Source organism: Paenibacillus sp. GYB006 (assembly GCF_036577645.1).
Taxonomy (GTDB): Bacteria; Bacillota; Bacilli; order Paenibacillales; family Paenibacillaceae; genus Paenibacillus.
The window spans coordinates 24,202-43,562 of record NZ_JARBDA010000014.1 but is presented as its reverse complement, the minus strand read 5'-3'; the positions used below and the strand labels follow the sequence as shown (position 1 = coordinate 43,562).

Sequence of the window (19,361 nt, the reverse complement as noted above, 5' to 3'; positions counted from 1 at the left end):
CTCCTTTTATTTACCTAACAGTGTATTTGCTTTCTCATTGGCTTCGTTCATCGCATCCTGGGCAGAGACTTTGGGATCAAGTAATGTTTTCTCAATGGCATTCTTTACGATTTTCGCAACTTCAGGATATGCCGTCTCCATCGGACGAGGTCTGGCATAAGCCAGCTGATCTACAGCAACTTTATATTGCGGGTATTCCTTATAGAGCGACTGTAATTCTTCACTTTCGAGCGCTGAGATTCGCGTAGGTAAATATCCCGTGTGTTTGCTTTGATACGTTGTACTCTCAGCCGTTGTCATGAAGGTAAGAAATTCCCAAGCTGCCGCTGTTTCTTCTTCACTAAGTTTTGATGTAATTACGAGCTGACAACCGCCTGTAGGAACGCCATATGATTTATTCGCCGGCATAAAGGCCGTGTTAAATTCAAAGTTATTTCCTTGTGAGATTTCAATAGCACCGGCAACCCCTGCGGTTGAACCAAATCGAAACGCAGATGTCTGGTTAGCCCAGTCTTTTTCCGCCGTTGCTCCAGCTTCATCTCCCACTGGAATTTTAATGATTCCTTCGCCGGCTAATTTCTTCCAGAACTCTACAGGAGCAACACCTTCAGGAGAGTTAAATAAAGCAGACTTCCCATCATCCGCTAATACCTGACCACCAGACTGTGCTACAAGTCCCTCGTAGAACCAAATATCTGTAGGCATTGTCATTGCTGTTTTCCCTTTTGCTTTCAGCACTTTACCGTACTCTTCAAATTCGTCCCATGTCTTCGGTCCAGCGGGGTCAAGCCCGGCCTCTTCTAGAATGCTGACATTCATATACATAATCGGTGTACTTCGCATAAACGGCAGCCCGTATAGCTTGCCATCCACATAGGCATTCCCCATGAGTCCTGGGTTGAAATCGTCAATTTGCAGTTTTTCTTTATCTTGTTCTGCTAAAGCAGTGAGATCAGTGATCATTCCGTACCTGGCAAAGGTTCCTGTTGAGGAAATCTCTAGATCTGATACGGCCGGCGCATTGTTTGCAGCAAAAGCAGCTTGTACCTTGGCATGTAAATCATCATAGTTGCCTTGATACTCAGCAACGACTTCGATTCTGTCCTGAGATTCATTAAAACGTTTTACTAATTCTTGTTTTGCCTCTTCAATCTTTTCTCCATAGGCATACCAGTATTTAATCTGTATCTTCTCTTCCGTATTTCCGCTGTTCCCGGGAGCAGCACCTGCAGCACTTGTTGCATTGCTTCCTCCTGAATCCGTACCGCAAGCAGCAAGTAAAACGCTCATTCCTAGTACCAGTGTTAATAAATTCCGTCTCTTTCCTCTTCTCATCCTTTGTATCCTCCTTAGAATGAACATCATGAACCTAAGCCCAGCTACCTGATATAACAAAAAGAAACCTCGATCAGACCAAGAACAGCCAGTTACAGGCTCTCTCTTGATCCGATTAGGTTTCTCCATCACTCCAACCCGGGTACATATTTACTTGTCAGGAAATACGTTATTTCTCTTATCTCTTCTCATCTTAAGACGTTACTGTTAACCGAATTGAAGATTCGTGTTAAGTAAGGATAAACTTTATAGATTAGATTTTGAAGGAATCGCTCCTAGAATGATTTTTCCCACATCTGCTGACTAGATGAAGAAATGGCCGTTGCCCCCTCCAATATACATGCTTCCGCATGCTCTCGTTTTCGTAGAAGTCCTCCGGAGATGACGGGAATGTCTGTCATTTCTCTCACCTTGTGAAGCACCTCAGGAATGCGTGCAGGCATGATCTCGATAACATCGGGTTCTACCTGAGCGAGACTTTGCGCAATATTGGCCAGTCCTTCCGAATCAACAAGAAAGAATCGCTGGATGGTAGTAAGACCTAATTTCTGTGCTTTCTTGACGACTTGAATCTTGGTTGTAATAATCCCGTCCGGCCGTATTGCATTCGCTACATATTCAAGCCCCTGCTGGTCATAAGAAAGCCCCCCGATCTTCTCTACATGCACGAATACCGGAATATGATGTTTTTGAAATAATTCCACATAACTTTTAATCACACCAATACTTCCGGTAAGAAGGAACACCGCACTGAGCTGATCTCGGTAAGAAAGGGCGGTTTCAAGGTAACGAACATCCCGAATGGAAGCTACATTACGATACTCGGATAGACGTTTTAGCAGATCATCCACAGCATGCTGCTGTTTTGTTTTTCTAGTGGATAGTTTGGTGTTTTCCGCTCCTAGAGCTAGCTGAGATACACGGTTAGACATGCGCTTTATCTCCTCCGTGTCTGGTGGCTGCACTGATTTGCAGGTCCTCTTCATTCAGCACCGCTTCTAATGTTTCGAATAAATCTGCTTCGTTCAACCGCTCGCCCAGCAGCTGCACACAGCACGCTCGCTCTTGCTGTTTTCCCCGAGCATGCGGAGTGGCCCTAAAATGATTCATATAAGTAAAAATTTCAGGTAACTGATCAGTGAGCGTGGAATCTATAATATCTACAGCCTGAACTCGGACTTCTTCCCCCGTAATTTCGGCGATCCGATAGGCATGCTGATCCAGGCAGGCAGACAGCTGAATAAAGGTCCATCCATCCTGTTCCATAATTGAATCCACGTGCGTATGTCCGTTAAAATAAACCCCTGTTCCTTTTTTCTGGTGGAGAATACGCCACATATCAATGGAAGGATCGATTGATCCTTTTTTCACGATCTGAACCTGTCGTTGTTACATGGACCGGGTGATGTGCAAAGACCAGCATCGGCTTTGATCCTGACATTTGGACCACTTCCTCAAACCAGTTCAACTGTTCTTCGTCAAGCCAGCCTCCCCAGTTTCTCACATCCATCTCTCTTGTCGTATCTAGAAATACAAGAATGAAATCTTCCATAGTTATAGAGTAATAACAGGCTTGTCCTGTTTGTTTTTGAATTTCTTTTTTAGGCTGAGTATACGTATCGTGATTACCCAGAACATGATGAAACCTGCGTTCATAAGAATGTATGATCTCGTAAACTTCTTGCAATTCGCGCTTTGTTCCGAGATTGGTCAGATCCCCAAGTGATATATACAAGTCGGCTTCAGAACTTAAAAAATGATGCAGCATATTTTTATAAAACGCATCTCTTGCTTCTACCCAGTTACCTAGTGTTTGATCTGCCTCATGATAATGTAAGTCACCTATCAATGCGATCCTCATGGTCTTGTACACTCTCCTTTGAGTTGATCTGTAATGAAGTATAGAGGGAGAATGTTATCTGAGATCTTTATCCAGTCACGTTTTTTGTAAATGTGTATCTTCAGCAAACCTGTATTTACATTTAAATCAAATTGTGTTAAAAATAATAAATTGAAGTTTCTGCTTGGAAATGTTATGAACAGGATAAATTCTCACGTAATCTATTGGAAGAACTTTGCATAAATACGCAATATAGTGTGTCATCTGCTATTATGGTGGTATATATAAGAAAGAAGGGCTCGAATACTCACTCGCGCCCTTTTGTTATTTACATCTTTGAATCAATTTCATAACTCAAATGTGAAATAACTTATAGGATTACATTTTACGATCGCTTATTTTAATTTAGGTTGAGGTCGGATATTACGTTCTTTTCTTACCTTAGTATTACTGGAAATACATACACTGACTTGAACCTGGACATAATCTTGTAAAGACTCTGGAAATCATAATCGATTTATTATTTGTTTCGCAGAATACGGAGGGATCCATTTGGAAGCAGAAGGTTTACGACAAGTTGAGAAATATGCACTAAGAAAGCAAAGAGTCTACCAAAAAGATTGGAAAATGTACATTCTGCGAGCGATGCTTGCCAGTATGTTCATTGGATTCGGGGTTATTGTTGCTTTTAAGACAGGTAACTATTTTTACATAGCGGATTCACCGGCAGCTTATCCCATGGCCGCACTTACATTTGGAGCAGCGATCATCCTGATTGCTTATGGGGGAGCGGACCTGTTTACTGGAAATACCTTTTATTTTACTTATGCAGCCCTTAAGAAAAAAATGGAATGGAAAACCGTCTACAAGCTGTGGGGACTCACGTATGCAGGCAACCTGCTTGGTGCACTGGTATTCGCATTTCTCATTGATGTAACGAATCTCTATGCCTCTCCTAGTGTTAACTCGTTCCTGATTAATGTAGTGGAGCATAAGCTGGATGCTACCGTAGTGGAGTTGTTTTTCCGTGCTATTCTATGTAACTGGCTCGTATGTCTCGCTTTTTTTGTACCGATGTTCATGAAGGAAAATGGCGCGAAGCTGTTTGCAATGGTCCTCTTTGTCTTCTGCTTTTTTATATCAGGTTATGAACATAGTATTGCTAACATGTGTACCTTTGCGATCGCACTAGTGCTGGATCATTCGGAAACGATTACGATTGGTGCCATACTCCACAACTTAATTCCAGTTACCATTGGTAATATGGTCGGCGGCGTATTTATGATGGGGTATTTTTATTACTATATCAATAAGCCGTTTGAAGATGAGGAAGAAGAAATAAAACACTAACCTACGCTTAACGAGAAACAGGGTGCGGGAACGACTAATGTTCCTACACCCTGTTTATGCATTCATTCTATACAAGGGGCCGTCCGTATTCAGTCCCCGATTCCCTTAGTTACACTGCAGCCGTTTCAATATGAATCGTTGTTTTTAAACCTAGCGCATTCATCACACTTTGTATCTTCTCTGTCGTTGCTCCTTCATATTCATTCCGTTCATCTCTTGATACTTGAGCTTCAGATACCCCCAGTCTTTTCGCAAGCTCGGCTTGAGATAAGTTCATATAGATCCGATGAGCAATTAAATTTTTACCGACTTCCATAATCGTCTCAATCGGGAGGAAGACTCCTTGTTTAATCATCTCATAATGTTGAATATCTTGTTCAAGCTCCCCTTTAAAAGCAAGCAGCGGCTGAACAGCGTGTGAAATTTGGTCTTTACTAAGACCCATACTTTCTAAACGAAGTTTCTCATTCGCGATATAGGCTTTGTGGTCTTTCAGCTTTTCTTTTGCTCTGCGGTAAGCGGTTTCAGTCTTAATCATTTCGAATTACCCTTCCTTTACTCTTTAGCATAATATTGAATGTTCATGTTGTTCTTATTTCCTTATGTAATGCAATCTATACCTAAAATATGCCTTAAAAATGAATCTATTCGTAAACTTAACAGCTATGTTAATATTATAGACCTGAATCATCTAGTGGTCAATTCATTCCTTAGTTTACAAAAAAAGACTGATTTCATGATTAGAAATACAGTCTCTTCTGTCATTCTATGTATCACTCTTATGATTATTACTACTTCTTCCCTTTGATGCTGTATCCGTCTTCGTTCCAAATTGAGCTGGAATTTCTTTTACTAGTACACCGAACAGGAGGATACACAAGTAACCAAACATAATAACCATATCTATACGTCGACTCATCTTATTTCCTCCTATAACTTCTTTTTTATTAATTTAACAGCACACCAACCATTTGTATATATTTTCCTCTATTTCCTTTGAGTAAATCAATTTCACCCTCTTCCTTTTTTATCGAACAAAGAAGCTCATTTCTGTAGAGAATGCTCGTCAAAAATAAAAAGCACCTGCCATGGTAATGACAGATGCCTATGAAAAGCATACTTCGTTTTTTTAATTTCCTACCTTTTCCCGATCCTTCCCTTTATCCGACTCACCTGCATTTCTAGACGCCGCTTCGCGATCCTGCTGCATTTCCTCAACCGTCTTCACTTTCATCCGTGCCGCACCTTCATAATCTTTAACCGGAATCCAGCTTTCGGAAGCCATTCTTTGTTTTGCCTCGTCGATCGCATGACTGTACTTCGGAAGCCACCTTTCCTGTGCAACGAGCATCTCATCAACCATCTGCCAGATCTCATTCGGGTTACATACAGCACCTACGAGCGGGTCCATCAAAAAAGCCTGACGAAGCAGCTGATCGTCTCCCTGAATGGCCGCCTCTACGGCAAGGCGCTGTACGGAAATACTCACATTACATACGGCAGCCGGTCCAAGGGGAAGCGGACCCACATGCGGCATAGAGATGCCGTTACGATCTACATACCCTGGAGCTTCGATGACGGCATCATCCGGCAGATTCGAGATAACTCCGTTATTTACTACGTTAAAATGTCCGCGGTAGACTCTTCCAGTCTCAAGACTCTCGATAATATAAGATCCGTGTTCCTGCCCTCGCTGATCTGCTGTAAAACGATTGGGCTCATCCTTCATCCAGTTTGGAAAATCTGTCTCAAACCAGTTACGACCTTCCGTACACACACGCAGATATCCGCCTGTTTCGCCGTTAATCCAGCTGCCGAGGTCAATCCATTCCTTAATCTCCTCAGGACGTTTCCGGTACCATGGAACATATTCACTCAGATGTCCATTGGATTCTGTACTGTAGTATCCGAATCTGCGAAGCATATCAATCCTTACTTTTTCGGTACGGCTATACTCTGGATGTTTCAGGAAGGCTTCAAGCAGCCCCGCGGTCAGATCTTTACCTTCATGACTTGCTTTAATATACCAAGTCTGATGATTAATTCCTGCACATACGATGTCCACTTCTTTCATCTCAAGTCCATACACTTCGGCAATTTGATGATGCCCATGCTGTACACCATGACACAAACCGATGGTGCGGACACCGCCATATTGATTACACGCCCAGGTAAGCATCGCCATTGGGTTAGAGTAGTTCAGCAGCAGTACATCTTCCGCACACACCTCACGAATGTCTTTACAAATCTCCATCATTTCCGCAATGCCACGCTGACCATACATGATTCCGCCCGCACAAAGCGTGTCCCCTACACACTGATCGACACCATATTTTAGTGGAATATCGACATCGCTCGCAAAAGCTTCCAGACCGCCGACACGAATCGTACAAATGACATATTTTGCGTCTTTCAAAGCCTCGCGTCGATCGGTTGTCGAATGAATCTGTATGCCAAGCCCATTTTCCATAATATCTCTTTGACACAACTCTGTTACCATATCGAGATTATGTTTACTAATATCATGAAATGAAATCTCGAGGTTACTGAACTCAGGTACGGTTAATAAGTCACGCAGTAATCCGCGTGTAAATCCAATACTTCCAGCGCCAATAAAAGCGATTTTACATGACATATAAGATGCTCCACCTTCCATTATTGAAACCTTCCCCCTCAAAAAAAGGGTTTGATTTGTATACGATTATTGTAGCAATCGCAAGATAGGAAGCGTTACCAATATCATGACTTCTTTTCGCTAACTTCGTATAAAATCCTCACTTTTATTCTTGTATGAATCTATATCACTGCTCTGCCTATCTCACATCCACAGCATGCTCTACAAGAGGAACAGAGAGGCCAAGTCCGTAAGCTGATGCAACTGCCCCTATAAAATAAACAATGAACCAAATGTCACTGTTTGAGTATCCAATACGATAGTAGTAAGTCCGTTTGTTCTCACTTTGAAACCCCTTTGCCTCCATCGCCACGGCAATCCGCTGCGCTCTTCGAATACTTTGTGCCAGCAGCGGAATCGCATATGATTTTATTAGCGCATATATATTCCACTTAGGTGTTTGGTTCCCTCCTCCTCGGATCATCAATGCATGCCGAAGGGTCTGAAATTCATAGACTAGAATCGGGATCAGATTCATCGCAGCCAGGAAACTATACGCATATTTCGGCGGAAGTCTCCACTGTTGCATCAGAGAGTAGAACAAGCGCACAGGTCTCGTTGTCAGCCCAAATAATAAGCCAATTGCAGCCATCGATAACGCCCTGCAGCCTAGATGTATCCCGCGTAAAAAACTCTCTTCGGTTATATGTATAATGCTGTATTTCCACCAAGTCGTTTCTCCTTTTCCGAAAAACATCATTCCCGTCGATGTCGATATAAACACCAGAATAAATGGGGATGCATACAGGAGTAAACGAAGCGGAGGATGACCGGAACCGATTAAGAGAAGGAGCATAGCGATTGATAAATAGATCATCATATTGAGATTATGAATTAGGATGACCACAAGAAACATCAAAGCAAACGTAATCAGCTTAAACCCGGGGTTAACCCGGTGCAGCCAAGTTTCATGGTATGGGATATTTAGTGGCAAGTGGTGATTCTCCCCTCTGCTGCCTGCCATACAGAAGTACAGTACCGGGCCACAATTTCTTCATCATGAGTCACCATGATCATGGCTGTTCCTTCACTTCGCAGACGTTCTAGTTCATCCAGCATCGCAAAGGTATTTCTTGCATCCTGCCCGAATGTAGGCTCATCAAGCAGCAATACACGGGGATTACGAACGACTGCGGAAGCTACACTCAGCCTTCTTTTTTGCCCAAGGGACAGCTCGTAGGGATGCCTGTTCTCTAGTCCACTTAGATGGAACCTTCGCAGCAGTTCTTCCACCCGCACTCGGCGTTCTTCCATCGATATGGGCTCAAACAGCAGTGAATATTCAACTTCATTCCATACGGAATGCGTAACAAACTGCAATTCTGGATTCTGAAATACATAGGCGATATGCTGTGCTGCCTGTTTGGTATTTTTCAGCTCTATACCGTTCACTAAATACGTTCCCGTGATAGGGAGCAGTTTCATTAATCCAAGCAAAAATGAACTCTTCCCTGCACCATTGGGTCCTGTAATTCCAATAAAGTCACCAGGCAGCACCTGCAGCTCCTCTGCTTGAATAACAGGCTTGCTGCTGCGATGAATTACACATTCTCGTAGTTGTAGAAGCGGCTCTGCTCCCTTCTCATTAGCTATGACATTTTCCTGTCTAAGAGGTCTAGGACAATTCTTCCAAATCCCCGGATGCCAGATTCCATAATCCGTTATCGTCTGCTGATGCTGACTGAAGATCTCTTCGGCCCCGCCATCTGCCATGATCTCTCCTTCGGAAGACAAGACAATAATACGATCTACATAATCAAGGATATAATCAATTTTATGCTCTACTATAATCACAGTGCGCTCTTCAGCAATGCCTCGTATCGTCTCCCATACTTCAATCGTCCCTTGTTTATCGAGCAGTGCTGTCGGTTCATCTAGAAAAAGGACACTCGGTTCTACTCCAAGTACCGAAGCAATGGCCAGACGCTGCTTCATACCTTGGGAGAGAGCTTGCACCGGTGTATGTACATCAGGTAATTCCAGTCCAACAAGACTTAGAAGTTCTCTTATCTTCGCTTGCATTTCATCCCGGGGAACCTCACGATTCTCCAGCACAAAAGCTAGTTCCTCATCTACATAAGGCATACAAAACTGAGTATCTGGATCTTGAAAAACAATCCCTGGATGATCAGGAATACGTATATGATCTACCTTCATCGGCACATCAACCGAATGAGGAATAAGTCCGCTCAGCACTTGAAGCAGTGTTGACTTCCCGCTGCCACTGGCACCAAGCAGTAACACTTTCTCCCCTTGATTTATGGTTAAAGATAATTTGTTGAACCAGATTTGAGATTCTCCGGGAAACTTGAGACGCAGACCGTCAATAGCTACTGCTACTGGCGGCTGAGTATCGTGTGATTTCTCCTCTGTCTGCAGAACTTTGTCCTCTGCGGGGCCTGTTATAGAAGGACGCATTAATGCAGGGCCTCCATATCTTCTTTCGTCGTCCTTCTTAAGGATTTCGTTACCCCTGTTATTTCTAAAGCCTTATACAGTGAATAAGCAACCATTCCAGCTAGCACAATACTTCCAGCTAATCGTAGTCCAATGAGCAGCGCATAACTCCACGTTTGCAGCGAATCGATATAACCATACCCAAAATCGAGGATCAGGGAGCCGGCCGCTGAGCCGATGGCAGCAAGGCACGTAATCCATACATTCACTTTCCGGTATAGAAATAGAGCGAAGATAAGTTCAGCTCCGAGTCCCTGTACCGCGCCATAGATCAGTGTAGATATCCCCCACTCACTTCCTAGAAATGCACTTACGGTCGAAGCCGCAATCTCTGCTAGAAGAGCGACACCTGGTTTACGAATGACGAGAAAAGCAAAGGTGCCTGCCATAAACCACATGCCGTAAATCAACTGTTCCGCATGGAGTCCGAACGGTTTGACTAGATCATAAGTAGGTCCCCATATTTTATAGATGATTCCAAATACAACTGCAAGCACAATGGTAACTAGAATATCGGTTAATGTAAGCCCTTTGCGCCTTGACTTTGAACTATCGCCTTTTGTCTGCAACATGTACAAATTCCTCCTTAGAATATAAAAAAAGCCTCCCCAATTCGGGCAGGCCAGGTAAGGACGCATCTGTATTCGCATCTAAAAGACAAAGGATACACTTGCATCGGCAGCGATTAGCTTGGAGGGTTACCTCACATCATATCGTTCAGCTGGCTGCTTCTACATTCATGCATCACATTTGTTCCTACATACGATTCGCGATATTCGTTCTCTACGCTGGCATTACCCAGATCAGATCTACGGTCAGCGGCATAAGGCCACTCTCTCAGCCTGACTTGATCAAGCTCCCGTTCATGCTTTTTAAGTTAGTTACAATGTACATGAAATATGCTGTATTGGCAATTATTTCTATAAATTTACCAGGATCTGCGCTCCATCTGTTCTCTATAGGTGCTAGGGGTGAGCCCTGTATGTTTTTTAAATAAAGTATGAAAATACTGACTGCTGCTGATCCCTACATAATCACATAGTTCGTAAATAGGTATATCCGTCTGATGGAGCAGCATTTTAGCTTTTTCCATTCGAATTCCGGTTAGGTACTCTGTCATCGTTTGGGATGTGCTTGTTTTAAATATTCGCTGTAAGTAACCTGGATGAAGACGGACTTCTGCTGCTAAATCTTTAATTTGAATGTTGCGGTCGTAATTTTGATGCATATAAAGGATACAGCGTTTGACATACCCTTCTGCACTCGGCTCTCTTGTCATTACCACGTCTTCGCGGAGCCTTGCAATACGTACAAACAATTGTAGAAACAACAGATCCGTCATGGTGTTTTTCTGTCCTACTGGCTGCCGGTCAAGCTCCAGCACGAGACTTTTGAGAACATAATATACCTCTTCCGAATCGGAGAGAACCAGGTACTCAAAGGGGGAGCTCACAAAGTCGGATAATGCTTTTTCTTCTGCCAATAACGCTTTCATTGATGAATCAAATAAAGTTTCTCCTTCTTCAAAACCAAACTCCACATTAAGCATCCGGCAGGCAACCCCGGGCCCAACAATGAGTCTATGCGAAACATCGGCGTCCAGAATAATAAACTCGCCTTTACGCAGTGTGATCAATTCACGATATCCATTCTTGCACTTCACATCAATGGTACATCCCCCTTGAATCACATACATAATTTCAGTCCAGCGATGTTCATGGTAGGCCATTTCATAGTCTTTCCATTGCTTATAATAGTAGGCATAGAAGTACGGGTTCCACGAGCCTTCTGACGGATGCATGCAGAAAAAACTGCCTGACATGTTAAAGTCCCCCCTGTATTTCGAATCAGCAAACGATTCAGAAGATGAAGTACCTAGGGGGCCTTACGTCAGTCGCTGGGCTTGAAACTTCTCGATGACTTCAGATAATGAATTCATACTTAACGGCTTGCTTATATATTCATCCATGCCCAGTGACATGTATTTTTCCCGATCGCCCTTTATCGCATGTGCCGTTACAGCCACAATATAAGGGCTATCATCCGCTAGTTGTTCATGAATAAGCCGCGTAGATTCCACTCCATCCATAATCGGCATTTGGATATCCATAAACACAATATCATAGGAATCTTCCAAGCAAGCTTTCAGTGCTTCTTTTCCATTCGGAACAACAACAGCCTTATAGCCTAACTTATTCATCATTTTAACAAGAACGATCTGATTGACTTCGTTATCTTCTACGACAAGAATACGCAGCCCATTATCTATTTCATCACCGTATTTTTGAGCATGTCTATCCTCTATCAATTCAAGGTTTGTTTGCAGGGAGAAATAAGCAGTAAATACAAAACGTGAACCAGTTTGGTCCCTTCTAGGCTCATATCTTATTTCCCCGCCCATCAGTTCTACCATCTTCTTGCTGATCGCAAGACCAAGTCCCGTTCCTTCGATTTGTCTTGTCATATAATGATCCACTTGGTAAAAAGGTTCAAACAGTCTGTCTGCCTTATCCTCCGGGATCCCAATACCCGTATCCAAAACTTCGAACTCAAGACACACTTCATCATCGTCTTGGTCGATTTTCTTCGCGGATAAAGAAATGGTTCCCTTCTGCGTAAACTTAATCGCATTACTAAGCAGATTAATCAGAACCTGCCTAAGCTTATTACCATCGCCCATCAGCTTATCGGGAATACTCTCATCGACCGATATTTCTACATGTAAATCTTTATTGTTAGCTCTTGGCAAATTGAGATAATAGACATCCGAAAGTAATGAATTTAATTCCATCGGTTCAATAGATAACTCCATTCTTCCAGATTCAACCTTAGAGAAATCAAGAATATCGTTAATGATGGTAAGGAGTGCTTCCCCGCTCTGCTTAATGATGGATGCATACTGCATTTGTTCATCACATAGCTCCGTATCCAAAAGCAAGTCGGTCATCCCAATCACACCATTCATCGGAGTACGAATTTCATGGCTCATCATGGCTAAAAATTCACTTTTCGCTTTGTTCGTTCTTTCTGCTGCTTCTTTCTCAATAATAAGCCGTTTCTGTTCTGTCATATCCTTGGCAATAAGATAAAAACCGACTTTGTGATCATGAATAATAATAGGAGCGAGCGTGGCGAGTATTTCCACCACATTTCCATCTTTATGGCGAACCACGTTAATATCCCGCTCAATTGCCGTATATTCCTGATCTACAAAAGCCAGATTGGCAATGGCTTCTTCACCAACAATACGCGAAATCCGTGTACCAATTAACTCAGAAATTGTGTATCCTGTAAGATGTTCTGCCATCTGATTCCCATTAATGATAATTCCGTCCAGCCCAAAAGAAATAATCGCATCATGATTATACTTTTTGAGCGATGTATACCTTTCCACGCTCTCTAATAGTTTCAGTTCTGCCACCTTGCTGCTTGTGATATCTATCATATGAACAATGTAATAGGCAGGTTCTCCCGTTTGTTGATCACAATATAAAGATATATATACACAAGCCCAGACCACATTACCGTTTCTATGTAGATATTGTTTTTCATTCTCGAAACCAGAAGACATCTTCGATGCAAGCTCAGTTGGCGGTATAGCTTCTGATAGTATATAGTCAAGTGCAGGAAGCGTAATAAGCTCTTCTCTGCTAAACCCTATGATTTGGCATGCTGCAGGATTCACATCGATCCATTTACCGTCTAGTGATACTAATGCAACCCCAACAGGCGCTTGAGTAAAAATGTGCTCTACTAAATTTATATTTTCTAATCGTTCCAGGTCACTCATCTCAGCACCTCCTCACATGGACTATTATACAACTAGGAAGAGGTCTTGTGGACGGGTTGTTTTATGAAAAACTGCCATATTGATCAATATTTTTGTAAAAAACGGTTAAAATACTCATTTTATAAAAAGTAAAGCTGAATTCTGCCTTTTTCCTCTCCTTTTCCCCATCAATCCTCACAAAAAAAAGAGATAACATATGTGCCATACAAGGCATGTCATCTCTCTCTTTATCATGATTTAAAATGCAGGAATCATCGTATCCTTATGATTTTCTTCAATAAATTTTCTAGCTTCGTCACTTGTCAGTGCAGCTGCCAGTTTTTGAATGGCTTCGGAGTCTTTGTTGTCTTCACGTGCAACCAGCGATATGGCAAATTCCTCATCCAGCGTTTCGGTGACGATCGCATCCTCAGGTGTTAAACCCAGCGGTGAAGCATAGGCAGGATAGAGAGTAACCATATCCACGTCATCATAAGCACGGCCAAGCATGAGAAGATCTACTTCTTTGAACTTATAGTTCTTAGGATTGTCGATAATATCCGACTGAAGGGCGTTAATACCCACACCATCCTTCAGTGTAATCATTCCGTTCTCAGCAAACATCGCAAGGGAACGTCCAATATTGGCTGGGTCATTCGGAATTCCAATCGTTGCACCCTCTGGTAACTCCTCAATGCTGTTATATTTCTTAGAGTAACCACCGTAGATAATGTGATAAATAGGAGTAACCATGACGAGGTTTCCATCATTATTTTCGTTATATTGCTCCATGAACACTTTATGCTGGAAGAAGTTCGCATCCACTTCTTTATTGTTCAAAGCTTCATTAGGCTGAATATTATCGGATACACTCACAATTTCAAGCTGAATTCCGTCTTTTTCAAGCACCGGTTTTATCGCTTCCATCATATCGACCATTGCAGACAGACTGCTGGCTACTTTTATCTGCTGCATCTCACCTTCTTGAGAAGCAGTTGAGTCCCCTTGAACGCCCCCGTCACTGCTCTCTGAACTACAAGCTGCTAGAGCTAACATAAGTACCGCCAACATAGCAAGTCCAAGCCATTGTTTCATGCCATTCTTTTTTGTCTTCATCATCTGATATTCCTCTCTTCCTCATATTCAAAAGCAAAACATTGCACTTATTAACGCTTATCCAGAATACGTGCCAAAAGATTCCCCAAATACTGAATAAGCTGTACGAATACAATCATAATGACGATCGTGAATACCATAAGTTCTGTTTCATACCGCTGATATCCGTACCTAATAGCAAAATCGCCGATTCCTCCGCCGCCAACGACACCGACAACCGTGGAGTAGGAAATAAAGCTGACCGTGGACAAGGTTAAACCTCGCACCAGTCCAGATCTTGCCTCAACATACAAAAATTTATAAATAAACTGAAACAGATTCGCTCCCATCGAGGACGCAGCCTCAACCACACCTTTCGGCACTTCAAGCAGCGACTGCTCAGCGAGCCTTGCGTAACTTGCGATGGCTACAACAGCAAGCGGAATAGATGCAGCGGTTGTACCAAGAGCGGTTCCTACAATCATTCGTGTCAATGGAATCATAAAAACAACGAGCAACAAGAATGGAAAAGAACGAATGATATTTACGATAACGTCAAGTATGGTGAATAATACAATATTCTCATATTTCTGGCCTTTTCGCGTTAAGTAGAGCAGTGTTCCCAGCGGAAGTCCGATTAGGATCGCAGCCGCCAGCGAGACGCCTACCATGAAAAAGGTTTGTCCGATGGCTTCCCACATCTCACTCTCATACTTCGCTATATATGTCTCATAAAAATTCATCTCTCGATATCACCTGCTTCCTGCTCCTCATACCAGGCGAGCATATCAGGTGGTAATGCCCCTTCCTTAATTGGCAGTGTCCGTACAATCTTTCCTGCATCCATAAAGGATACCGCCGTACACAGCCGTTCAACAACCGGAACTTCATGCGTCACAATGACGATCGTAATCTTCAATGCTTCATTAACATGTCTAAGTACCTCGAGCACACCCGAAGTAGTCTTCGGATCAAGCGCAGAGGTGGGCTCATCACAAAGCAGCACCTGAGGTTCGTTGGCAAGTGCTCTAGCAATGGCCACACGCTGTTTTTGTCCCCCGCTAAGCTGCGCAGGATACTGCTTCGCCTTGTCCTCAAGCCCCACAAACCGTAAATATTCGTGTACCCGGGCTATACGTTCCGCCTTTTTCACACCTGCAAGCTCAAGAGGAATGGCTACATTCCCCTCTACGGTCCGATTTTCAATCAGGTTAAAGTGCTGAAAAATCATTCCGATCTTTCTTCTTGCTTCTCTCAGCTCCCTTTCCCTCATCTGCGTAAGCTCTTGTCCACCTATATAAACCTGACCCTCTTCTGGTCTCTCCAACAAATTCATGGTGCGAAGCAGTGTTGATTTCCCGGCGCCGCTTGCCCCGATAATGCCATGAATACTGCCCTGTTCGATATGTAGCGAAACATTATCTACTACCGTCAGTCGCTCTCCATGCTTCTTAGGACCAAAACTCTTGCTGACATGGTCTAGCGATATCAAGCTTATTCCTCCTTCAATATTGACATAAAGAAAACTCGCGCAAGACATCCGTCTCGTGCGAGCAGGTATTTTGATCATCGTACTTCTCAAAAATGCTAAAATCCAGTTTGTCAATTTCATTTCGCACTTTCAAATCATACCATATCGATAGGGATTTGACTCTAATTTTTCTTAACAAATTCTGAGAAATACGGCTTCCAATTTAATGAAAGATCTATTTTCTTATTTAAACCAGCCTTTTTCTTTAAAATGCTTAATGGCTTCAATCCGGTTGCCCACCCCGAGCTTGTCTAAAATGACGGACACATAATTTCTTACCGTTCCTGTGGTGATGTATAGTTCATTTGAAATTTCTCTCGTGTTTTTGCCATCTGCGATTAGTTCCAGTACAGCTTTCTCTCGTTCCGTAAGCGGGTTCTTCTCCCCGTATCCTTCGTCAACAAGTTCCGCTGCATAGATTCTTCTTCCCGACATAACGCTTCGAATCGTCTGTGCTAGTTCTTCAATTGGACTGTCTTTTAGCAAATATCCACTGACGCCCGCCTTTAGTGCCCGTTCGAAATAGCCGCTGCGAGCAAACGTGGTTAGGATAATGATTTTTACATCTTGGTCCTTCATTTCTTCCGCTGCATCAAGTCCGCTTTTGATTGGCATTTCAATATCCATAATACAGATGTCCGGCCCATGTTCTTTGACAAGGTTAACCACATCTTCTCCATTATTTGCCCGTCCAATGACTTCCATATCTTCTTCTAAATCAAGTAAGGAGGCGAGAGCTCCAAGCAGCATCCGCTGATCCTCAGCAATTACAATACGAATCATATCACTCAAACTCCTCTCACATTTGACGCTGAACGGCCCGAGGCACTGCAATCCGCACCTTGGTCCCTTCTACCGAAGTAATCGCAAGACTGCCGTTAACAAACTCCAAACGTTCTCTCATTCCCCGAAGTCCATTACCTCGAATTCGTTCAGGCGCGTCTTTCATCCCTTTTCCATTATCTCTTACGGTTATAACAAGTTCGGTATGATCTGGTTCGATCATAATCTCACATATACTCGCTTCACTATGTTTAATGACATTCGTAACGGCTTCTTTCAGGCACATACCCAGCACATTCTCTGCCATAAGGGAGACGCCTGTCAGATTATCTTCTCCTTCGATCAGCAGCTCGATGTCCGCAACCTTCAGTATCTGTCTGATACGGAACAATTCATCTTCAAACCTTGTGCCTCTCATCTGGGTGACCATCTCCCGTACTTCCTTAAGAGCCGTTCTTGCTGTTAGTGTCACATCTTTCATCTCTTCCTGAGCTCGAGCTGGATTACGTGTTATCATCTTACTGGCAAGTTCACTCTTCAGACCGATAAGCGAAAGCTTTTGTCCCAGTGTATCATGTAAATCTCTTGCAATCCGCTGTCTTTCTTCCTGTTTGACCAGTTCCGATATCCGTTTATTCGCATCTTCGAGCTGTCCCTGAAGCGCGTCTTGTTTATTCTTGTTATATGTACTGACGGGCAATAGAATAACAGCGATCATACTAATCAGTACAAAAGGCAGCTGTTTGATCACGACAAGATTAGCGGACGCCAGCAAATAATTGATGGTGGCAAAGGTGCTGACTAAATGAATTGTATATAACGTAATAAAGCCGGCTTTATTTTGAATCGTACCAATAAAAAAAGCGAGAAATAAAGAGAAGTAAACAAATCCAAAAATAACTGCCATTAAAATGGAGATGGCGATCTGCAGCCCATACCAGATATATACCGGCCACCCCTTCATCACAAGACCCAGCAAATTAGATGCAAAAAACAACATAATCGCCAGGATACCAAATACGACATATCCTTTGGAGGAGGAGCCGATGATAAAGTAGAAAGGGAGGATGAAACATACTAACCATACATACGGATTTAGGCCTGTATTTTTGCGAAAAACGTCCTGCCAACGATGCATCATACTCACGAACTCACACCTGCTTCTATTCAGAAATATCAAGAAAAAATGACTATAGATTCCAAGCATCTATAGTCATTTCTCTCATTTTAGCTTATTAAATATTGTATCATATCCTGTGCTTTAACTGACAGGCGCTGAAGTAGATACCTTATCTTTGCGAATCTCATTATGGGCTAGCTCCAGCTTCTGCTCGTGAAGCACTTTCTTATATTCTCTAAATGTTACAAAACGTTTGCTTTTCTCATCCCAAAGCCGGAACCGCATGGCCTTTAGACTGGTTGCCACGGTGATTGTCGTCGCTTTATGCAGAGGAGGCGTTGCATTATGTGCTTCCTCCAAATGATAATTCGGCACTCGTGGACTTAGGTGATGCACATGGTGGAAACCAATATTCCCCGTAATCCACTGCAATACTTTAGGAAGTTTATAGTATGAGCTGCCTTCTACGGCTGCCTGAACATAAGACCAATCTTCTTCATTTTCGAAATAGGAATCTTCAAAGGTATGTTGTACATAAAAGAGCCATATGCCCAGCATACTTGCAAAATAAAAAATAGGGATTTGAATCAGTAAGAAGGCTTCCCAGCCTACTGTAAGGCACAGAGCAGCGTAAACCGCTACAATCAGCAGATTGGTCAAATACGTGTTCATACGCTCCTTACGCTTTGCATTTTTCCGATTAAAACGATATTGAAGCAAAAATACAGCGATCGGGCCGACCCCGAACAAAACAATGGGATTACGATACAGGCGGTAATACAATTTCGTCATCCATTTAGATGACTGATATTCTTCGGTTGTCATCATCCAGATGTCGCCTGTTCCTCGCTTATCCAGATTACCGCTGGTTGCATGATGCATCGAATGACTATACTTCCACTGCATATAAGGAGTAAGGGAAATGACACCAAGCAGTGTTCCTACGATATCGTTTGCCTTGCGGCTCTTAAAGAAAGACCCATGACAGCAATCATGAAAAATAATAAACGCTCGAATGACAAATCCGGCAGCAATCAGACATAGAGGCAATGTTATGAAATAGGAAACCGTCAGGCTTTCAAAAGCCAGATACCAGAGTAAAAAAAGAGGTACCAATGTATTAATCATTTGTATGATACTGGATTTCAGTTCTGTTTTCTCATAAGGGGCTACTTCTTTTTTTAATTGAGTTTTAAAGGATGCAGACATGGCATGTTCTCCTTCACGCGTAAGCTCTACGCATATAATATCTTAATTATATTGGGAGACTGTCATATGGGTAAGTCATAAACGTCAGTGATAAAGTATGATATATGTCATACTCCATTGACAAAAGGAACACGCCCATTTTATAATCTTCAGGTTGCATATTACTTATACTTAAAGTAAACTGTCATATACAACTGT

19 protein-coding genes are annotated in these 19,361 nt (G+C 42.7%); 1 reads left to right on the top strand and 18 read right to left on the bottom strand.

Annotation, left to right across the window (positions count from 1 at the left end; all coding sequences use genetic code 11):
* Positions 1–6 precede the first annotated feature (6 nt).
* The 4 genes from PV403_RS20695 to PV403_RS20680 all read right to left on the bottom strand — a co-directional run bounded on the left by PV403_RS20695 (position 7) and on the right by PV403_RS20680 (position 3,196).
* Positions 7–1,335, bottom strand: a complete 1,329-nt coding sequence (locus tag PV403_RS20695) for an ABC transporter substrate-binding protein (protein ID WP_332085883.1) — start codon at positions 1,333–1,335, stop codon at positions 7–9.
* Between the two features lie 275 nt (positions 1,336–1,610).
* Positions 1,611–2,267: a glycerol-3-phosphate responsive antiterminator gene (locus PV403_RS20690; protein ID WP_332085882.1), complete on the bottom strand. Its 657-nt coding sequence runs from the start codon at positions 2,265–2,267 to the stop codon at positions 1,611–1,613.
* Positions 2,260–2,706, bottom strand: coding sequence for a hypothetical protein (locus PV403_RS20685; RefSeq protein ID WP_332085881.1), 447 nt, complete (start codon positions 2,704–2,706; stop codon positions 2,260–2,262). The genes PV403_RS20690 and PV403_RS20685 overlap by 8 nt, the downstream gene beginning before the upstream one ends.
* On the bottom strand, positions 2,675–3,196 hold the full coding sequence (locus tag PV403_RS20680) for a metallophosphoesterase family protein (RefSeq protein WP_332085880.1): 522 nt from the start codon (positions 3,194–3,196) through the stop codon (positions 2,675–2,677). Before PV403_RS20680 ends, PV403_RS20685 begins: the two co-directional genes overlap by 32 nt.
* A 531-nt stretch (positions 3,197–3,727) precedes the next feature.
* On the opposite strand from PV403_RS20680, the gene PV403_RS20675 reads away from it, so the two are divergent.
* Complete coding sequence (locus PV403_RS20675; RefSeq protein WP_332085879.1) at positions 3,728–4,525, top strand: formate/nitrite transporter family protein; 798 nt, start codon at positions 3,728–3,730, stop codon at positions 4,523–4,525.
* Positions 4,526–4,634: 109 nt separating this feature from the next.
* On the opposite strand, the gene PV403_RS20670 is transcribed toward PV403_RS20675, so the two are convergent.
* The 14 genes from PV403_RS20670 to PV403_RS20605 all read right to left on the bottom strand — a co-directional run bounded on the left by PV403_RS20670 (position 4,635) and on the right by PV403_RS20605 (position 19,163).
* Positions 4,635–5,063: a helix-turn-helix domain-containing protein gene (locus PV403_RS20670; RefSeq protein ID WP_213535331.1), complete on the bottom strand. Its 429-nt coding sequence runs from the start codon at positions 5,061–5,063 to the stop codon at positions 4,635–4,637.
* A gap of 228 nt (positions 5,064–5,291) precedes the next feature.
* Positions 5,292–5,444 (bottom strand): hypothetical protein, encoded by a 153-nt coding sequence (locus PV403_RS20665; RefSeq protein ID WP_332085878.1) that lies wholly within the window; start codon positions 5,442–5,444, stop codon positions 5,292–5,294.
* A gap of 210 nt (positions 5,445–5,654) precedes the next feature.
* Positions 5,655–7,160, bottom strand: a complete 1,506-nt coding sequence (locus tag PV403_RS20660; RefSeq protein WP_332085877.1) for an alpha-glucosidase/alpha-galactosidase — start codon at positions 7,158–7,160, stop codon at positions 5,655–5,657.
* Positions 7,161–7,338: 178 nt separating this feature from the next.
* A complete protein-coding gene (locus tag PV403_RS20655; RefSeq protein ID WP_332085876.1) occupies positions 7,339–8,133 on the bottom strand; it encodes an energy-coupling factor transporter transmembrane component T family protein in 795 nt (264 codons plus the stop codon).
* A complete protein-coding gene (locus tag PV403_RS20650) occupies positions 8,124–9,617 on the bottom strand; it encodes an ABC transporter ATP-binding protein (RefSeq protein ID WP_332085875.1) in 1,494 nt (497 codons plus the stop codon). Before PV403_RS20650 ends, PV403_RS20655 begins: the two co-directional genes overlap by 10 nt.
* The gene (locus PV403_RS20645) at positions 9,617–10,228 is read right to left on the bottom strand and encodes an ECF transporter S component (protein WP_332085874.1); all 612 of its coding nucleotides are present in this window, start codon (positions 10,226–10,228) and stop codon (positions 9,617–9,619) included. The genes PV403_RS20650 and PV403_RS20645 overlap by 1 nt, the downstream gene beginning before the upstream one ends.
* A gap of 356 nt (positions 10,229–10,584) precedes the next feature.
* On the bottom strand, positions 10,585–11,478 hold the full coding sequence (locus tag PV403_RS20640; protein ID WP_332085873.1) for an AraC family transcriptional regulator: 894 nt from the start codon (positions 11,476–11,478) through the stop codon (positions 10,585–10,587).
* Positions 11,479–11,541: 63 nt separating this feature from the next.
* The gene (locus PV403_RS20635; RefSeq protein ID WP_332085872.1) at positions 11,542–13,446 is read right to left on the bottom strand and encodes a PAS domain S-box protein; all 1,905 of its coding nucleotides are present in this window, start codon (positions 13,444–13,446) and stop codon (positions 11,542–11,544) included.
* A 237-nt stretch (positions 13,447–13,683) separates the two neighbouring features.
* Positions 13,684–14,544 (bottom strand): MetQ/NlpA family ABC transporter substrate-binding protein, encoded by an 861-nt coding sequence (locus tag PV403_RS20630; RefSeq protein ID WP_249717711.1) that lies wholly within the window; start codon positions 14,542–14,544, stop codon positions 13,684–13,686.
* A 47-nt stretch (positions 14,545–14,591) separates the two neighbouring features.
* Positions 14,592–15,263, bottom strand: a complete 672-nt coding sequence (locus tag PV403_RS20625; RefSeq protein ID WP_332085871.1) for a methionine ABC transporter permease — start codon at positions 15,261–15,263, stop codon at positions 14,592–14,594.
* A complete protein-coding gene (locus tag PV403_RS20620) occupies positions 15,260–16,012 on the bottom strand; it encodes a methionine ABC transporter ATP-binding protein (RefSeq protein WP_249717708.1) in 753 nt (250 codons plus the stop codon). The genes PV403_RS20625 and PV403_RS20620 overlap by 4 nt, the downstream gene beginning before the upstream one ends.
* Before the next feature lie 222 nt (positions 16,013–16,234).
* Complete coding sequence (locus PV403_RS20615; RefSeq protein WP_213535322.1) at positions 16,235–16,834, bottom strand: response regulator transcription factor; 600 nt, start codon at positions 16,832–16,834, stop codon at positions 16,235–16,237.
* A 16-nt stretch (positions 16,835–16,850) separates the two neighbouring features.
* A complete protein-coding gene (locus tag PV403_RS20610; RefSeq protein ID WP_213535367.1) occupies positions 16,851–17,972 on the bottom strand; it encodes a sensor histidine kinase in 1,122 nt (373 codons plus the stop codon).
* A 123-nt stretch (positions 17,973–18,095) separates the two neighbouring features.
* The gene (locus PV403_RS20605) at positions 18,096–19,163 is read right to left on the bottom strand and encodes a fatty acid desaturase (protein ID WP_332085870.1); all 1,068 of its coding nucleotides are present in this window, start codon (positions 19,161–19,163) and stop codon (positions 18,096–18,098) included.
* Positions 19,164–19,361 lie beyond the last annotated feature (198 nt).

Bases quoted from the DNA above. Each gene is read 5' to 3' on its own strand.
- PV403_RS20695 (WP_332085883.1), bottom strand. From the start codon at position 1,335: ATGAGAAGAGGAAAGAGACGGAATTTATTAACACTGGTACTAGGAATG.
- PV403_RS20690 (WP_332085882.1), bottom strand. From the start codon at position 2,267: ATGTCTAACCGTGTATCTCAGCTAGCTCTAGGAGCGGAAAACACCAAA.
- PV403_RS20680 (WP_332085880.1), bottom strand. From the start codon at position 3,196: ATGAGGATCGCATTGATAGGTGACTTACATTATCATGAGGCAGATCAA.
- PV403_RS20670 (WP_213535331.1), bottom strand. From the start codon at position 5,063: ATGATTAAGACTGAAACCGCTTACCGCAGAGCAAAAGAAAAGCTGAAA.
- PV403_RS20665 (WP_332085878.1), bottom strand. From the start codon at position 5,444: ATGAGTCGACGTATAGATATGGTTATTATGTTTGGTTACTTGTGTATC.
- PV403_RS20660 (WP_332085877.1), bottom strand. From the start codon at position 7,160: ATGTCATGTAAAATCGCTTTTATTGGCGCTGGAAGTATTGGATTTACA.
- PV403_RS20650 (WP_332085875.1), bottom strand. From the start codon at position 9,617: ATGCGTCCTTCTATAACAGGCCCCGCAGAGGACAAAGTTCTGCAGACA.
- PV403_RS20645 (WP_332085874.1), bottom strand. From the start codon at position 10,228: ATGTTGCAGACAAAAGGCGATAGTTCAAAGTCAAGGCGCAAAGGGCTT.
- PV403_RS20640 (WP_332085873.1), bottom strand. From the start codon at position 11,478: ATGTCAGGCAGTTTTTTCTGCATGCATCCGTCAGAAGGCTCGTGGAAC.
- PV403_RS20635 (WP_332085872.1), bottom strand. From the start codon at position 13,446: ATGAGTGACCTGGAACGATTAGAAAATATAAATTTAGTAGAGCACATT.
- PV403_RS20630 (WP_249717711.1), bottom strand. From the start codon at position 14,544: ATGATGAAGACAAAAAAGAATGGCATGAAACAATGGCTTGGACTTGCT.
- PV403_RS20625 (WP_332085871.1), bottom strand. From the start codon at position 15,263: ATGAATTTTTATGAGACATATATAGCGAAGTATGAGAGTGAGATGTGG.
- PV403_RS20615 (WP_213535322.1), bottom strand. From the start codon at position 16,834: ATGATTCGTATTGTAATTGCTGAGGATCAGCGGATGCTGCTTGGAGCT.
- PV403_RS20610 (WP_213535367.1), bottom strand. From the start codon at position 17,972: ATGCATCGTTGGCAGGACGTTTTTCGCAAAAATACAGGCCTAAATCCG.
- PV403_RS20605 (WP_332085870.1), bottom strand. From the start codon at position 19,163: ATGTCTGCATCCTTTAAAACTCAATTAAAAAAAGAAGTAGCCCCTTAT.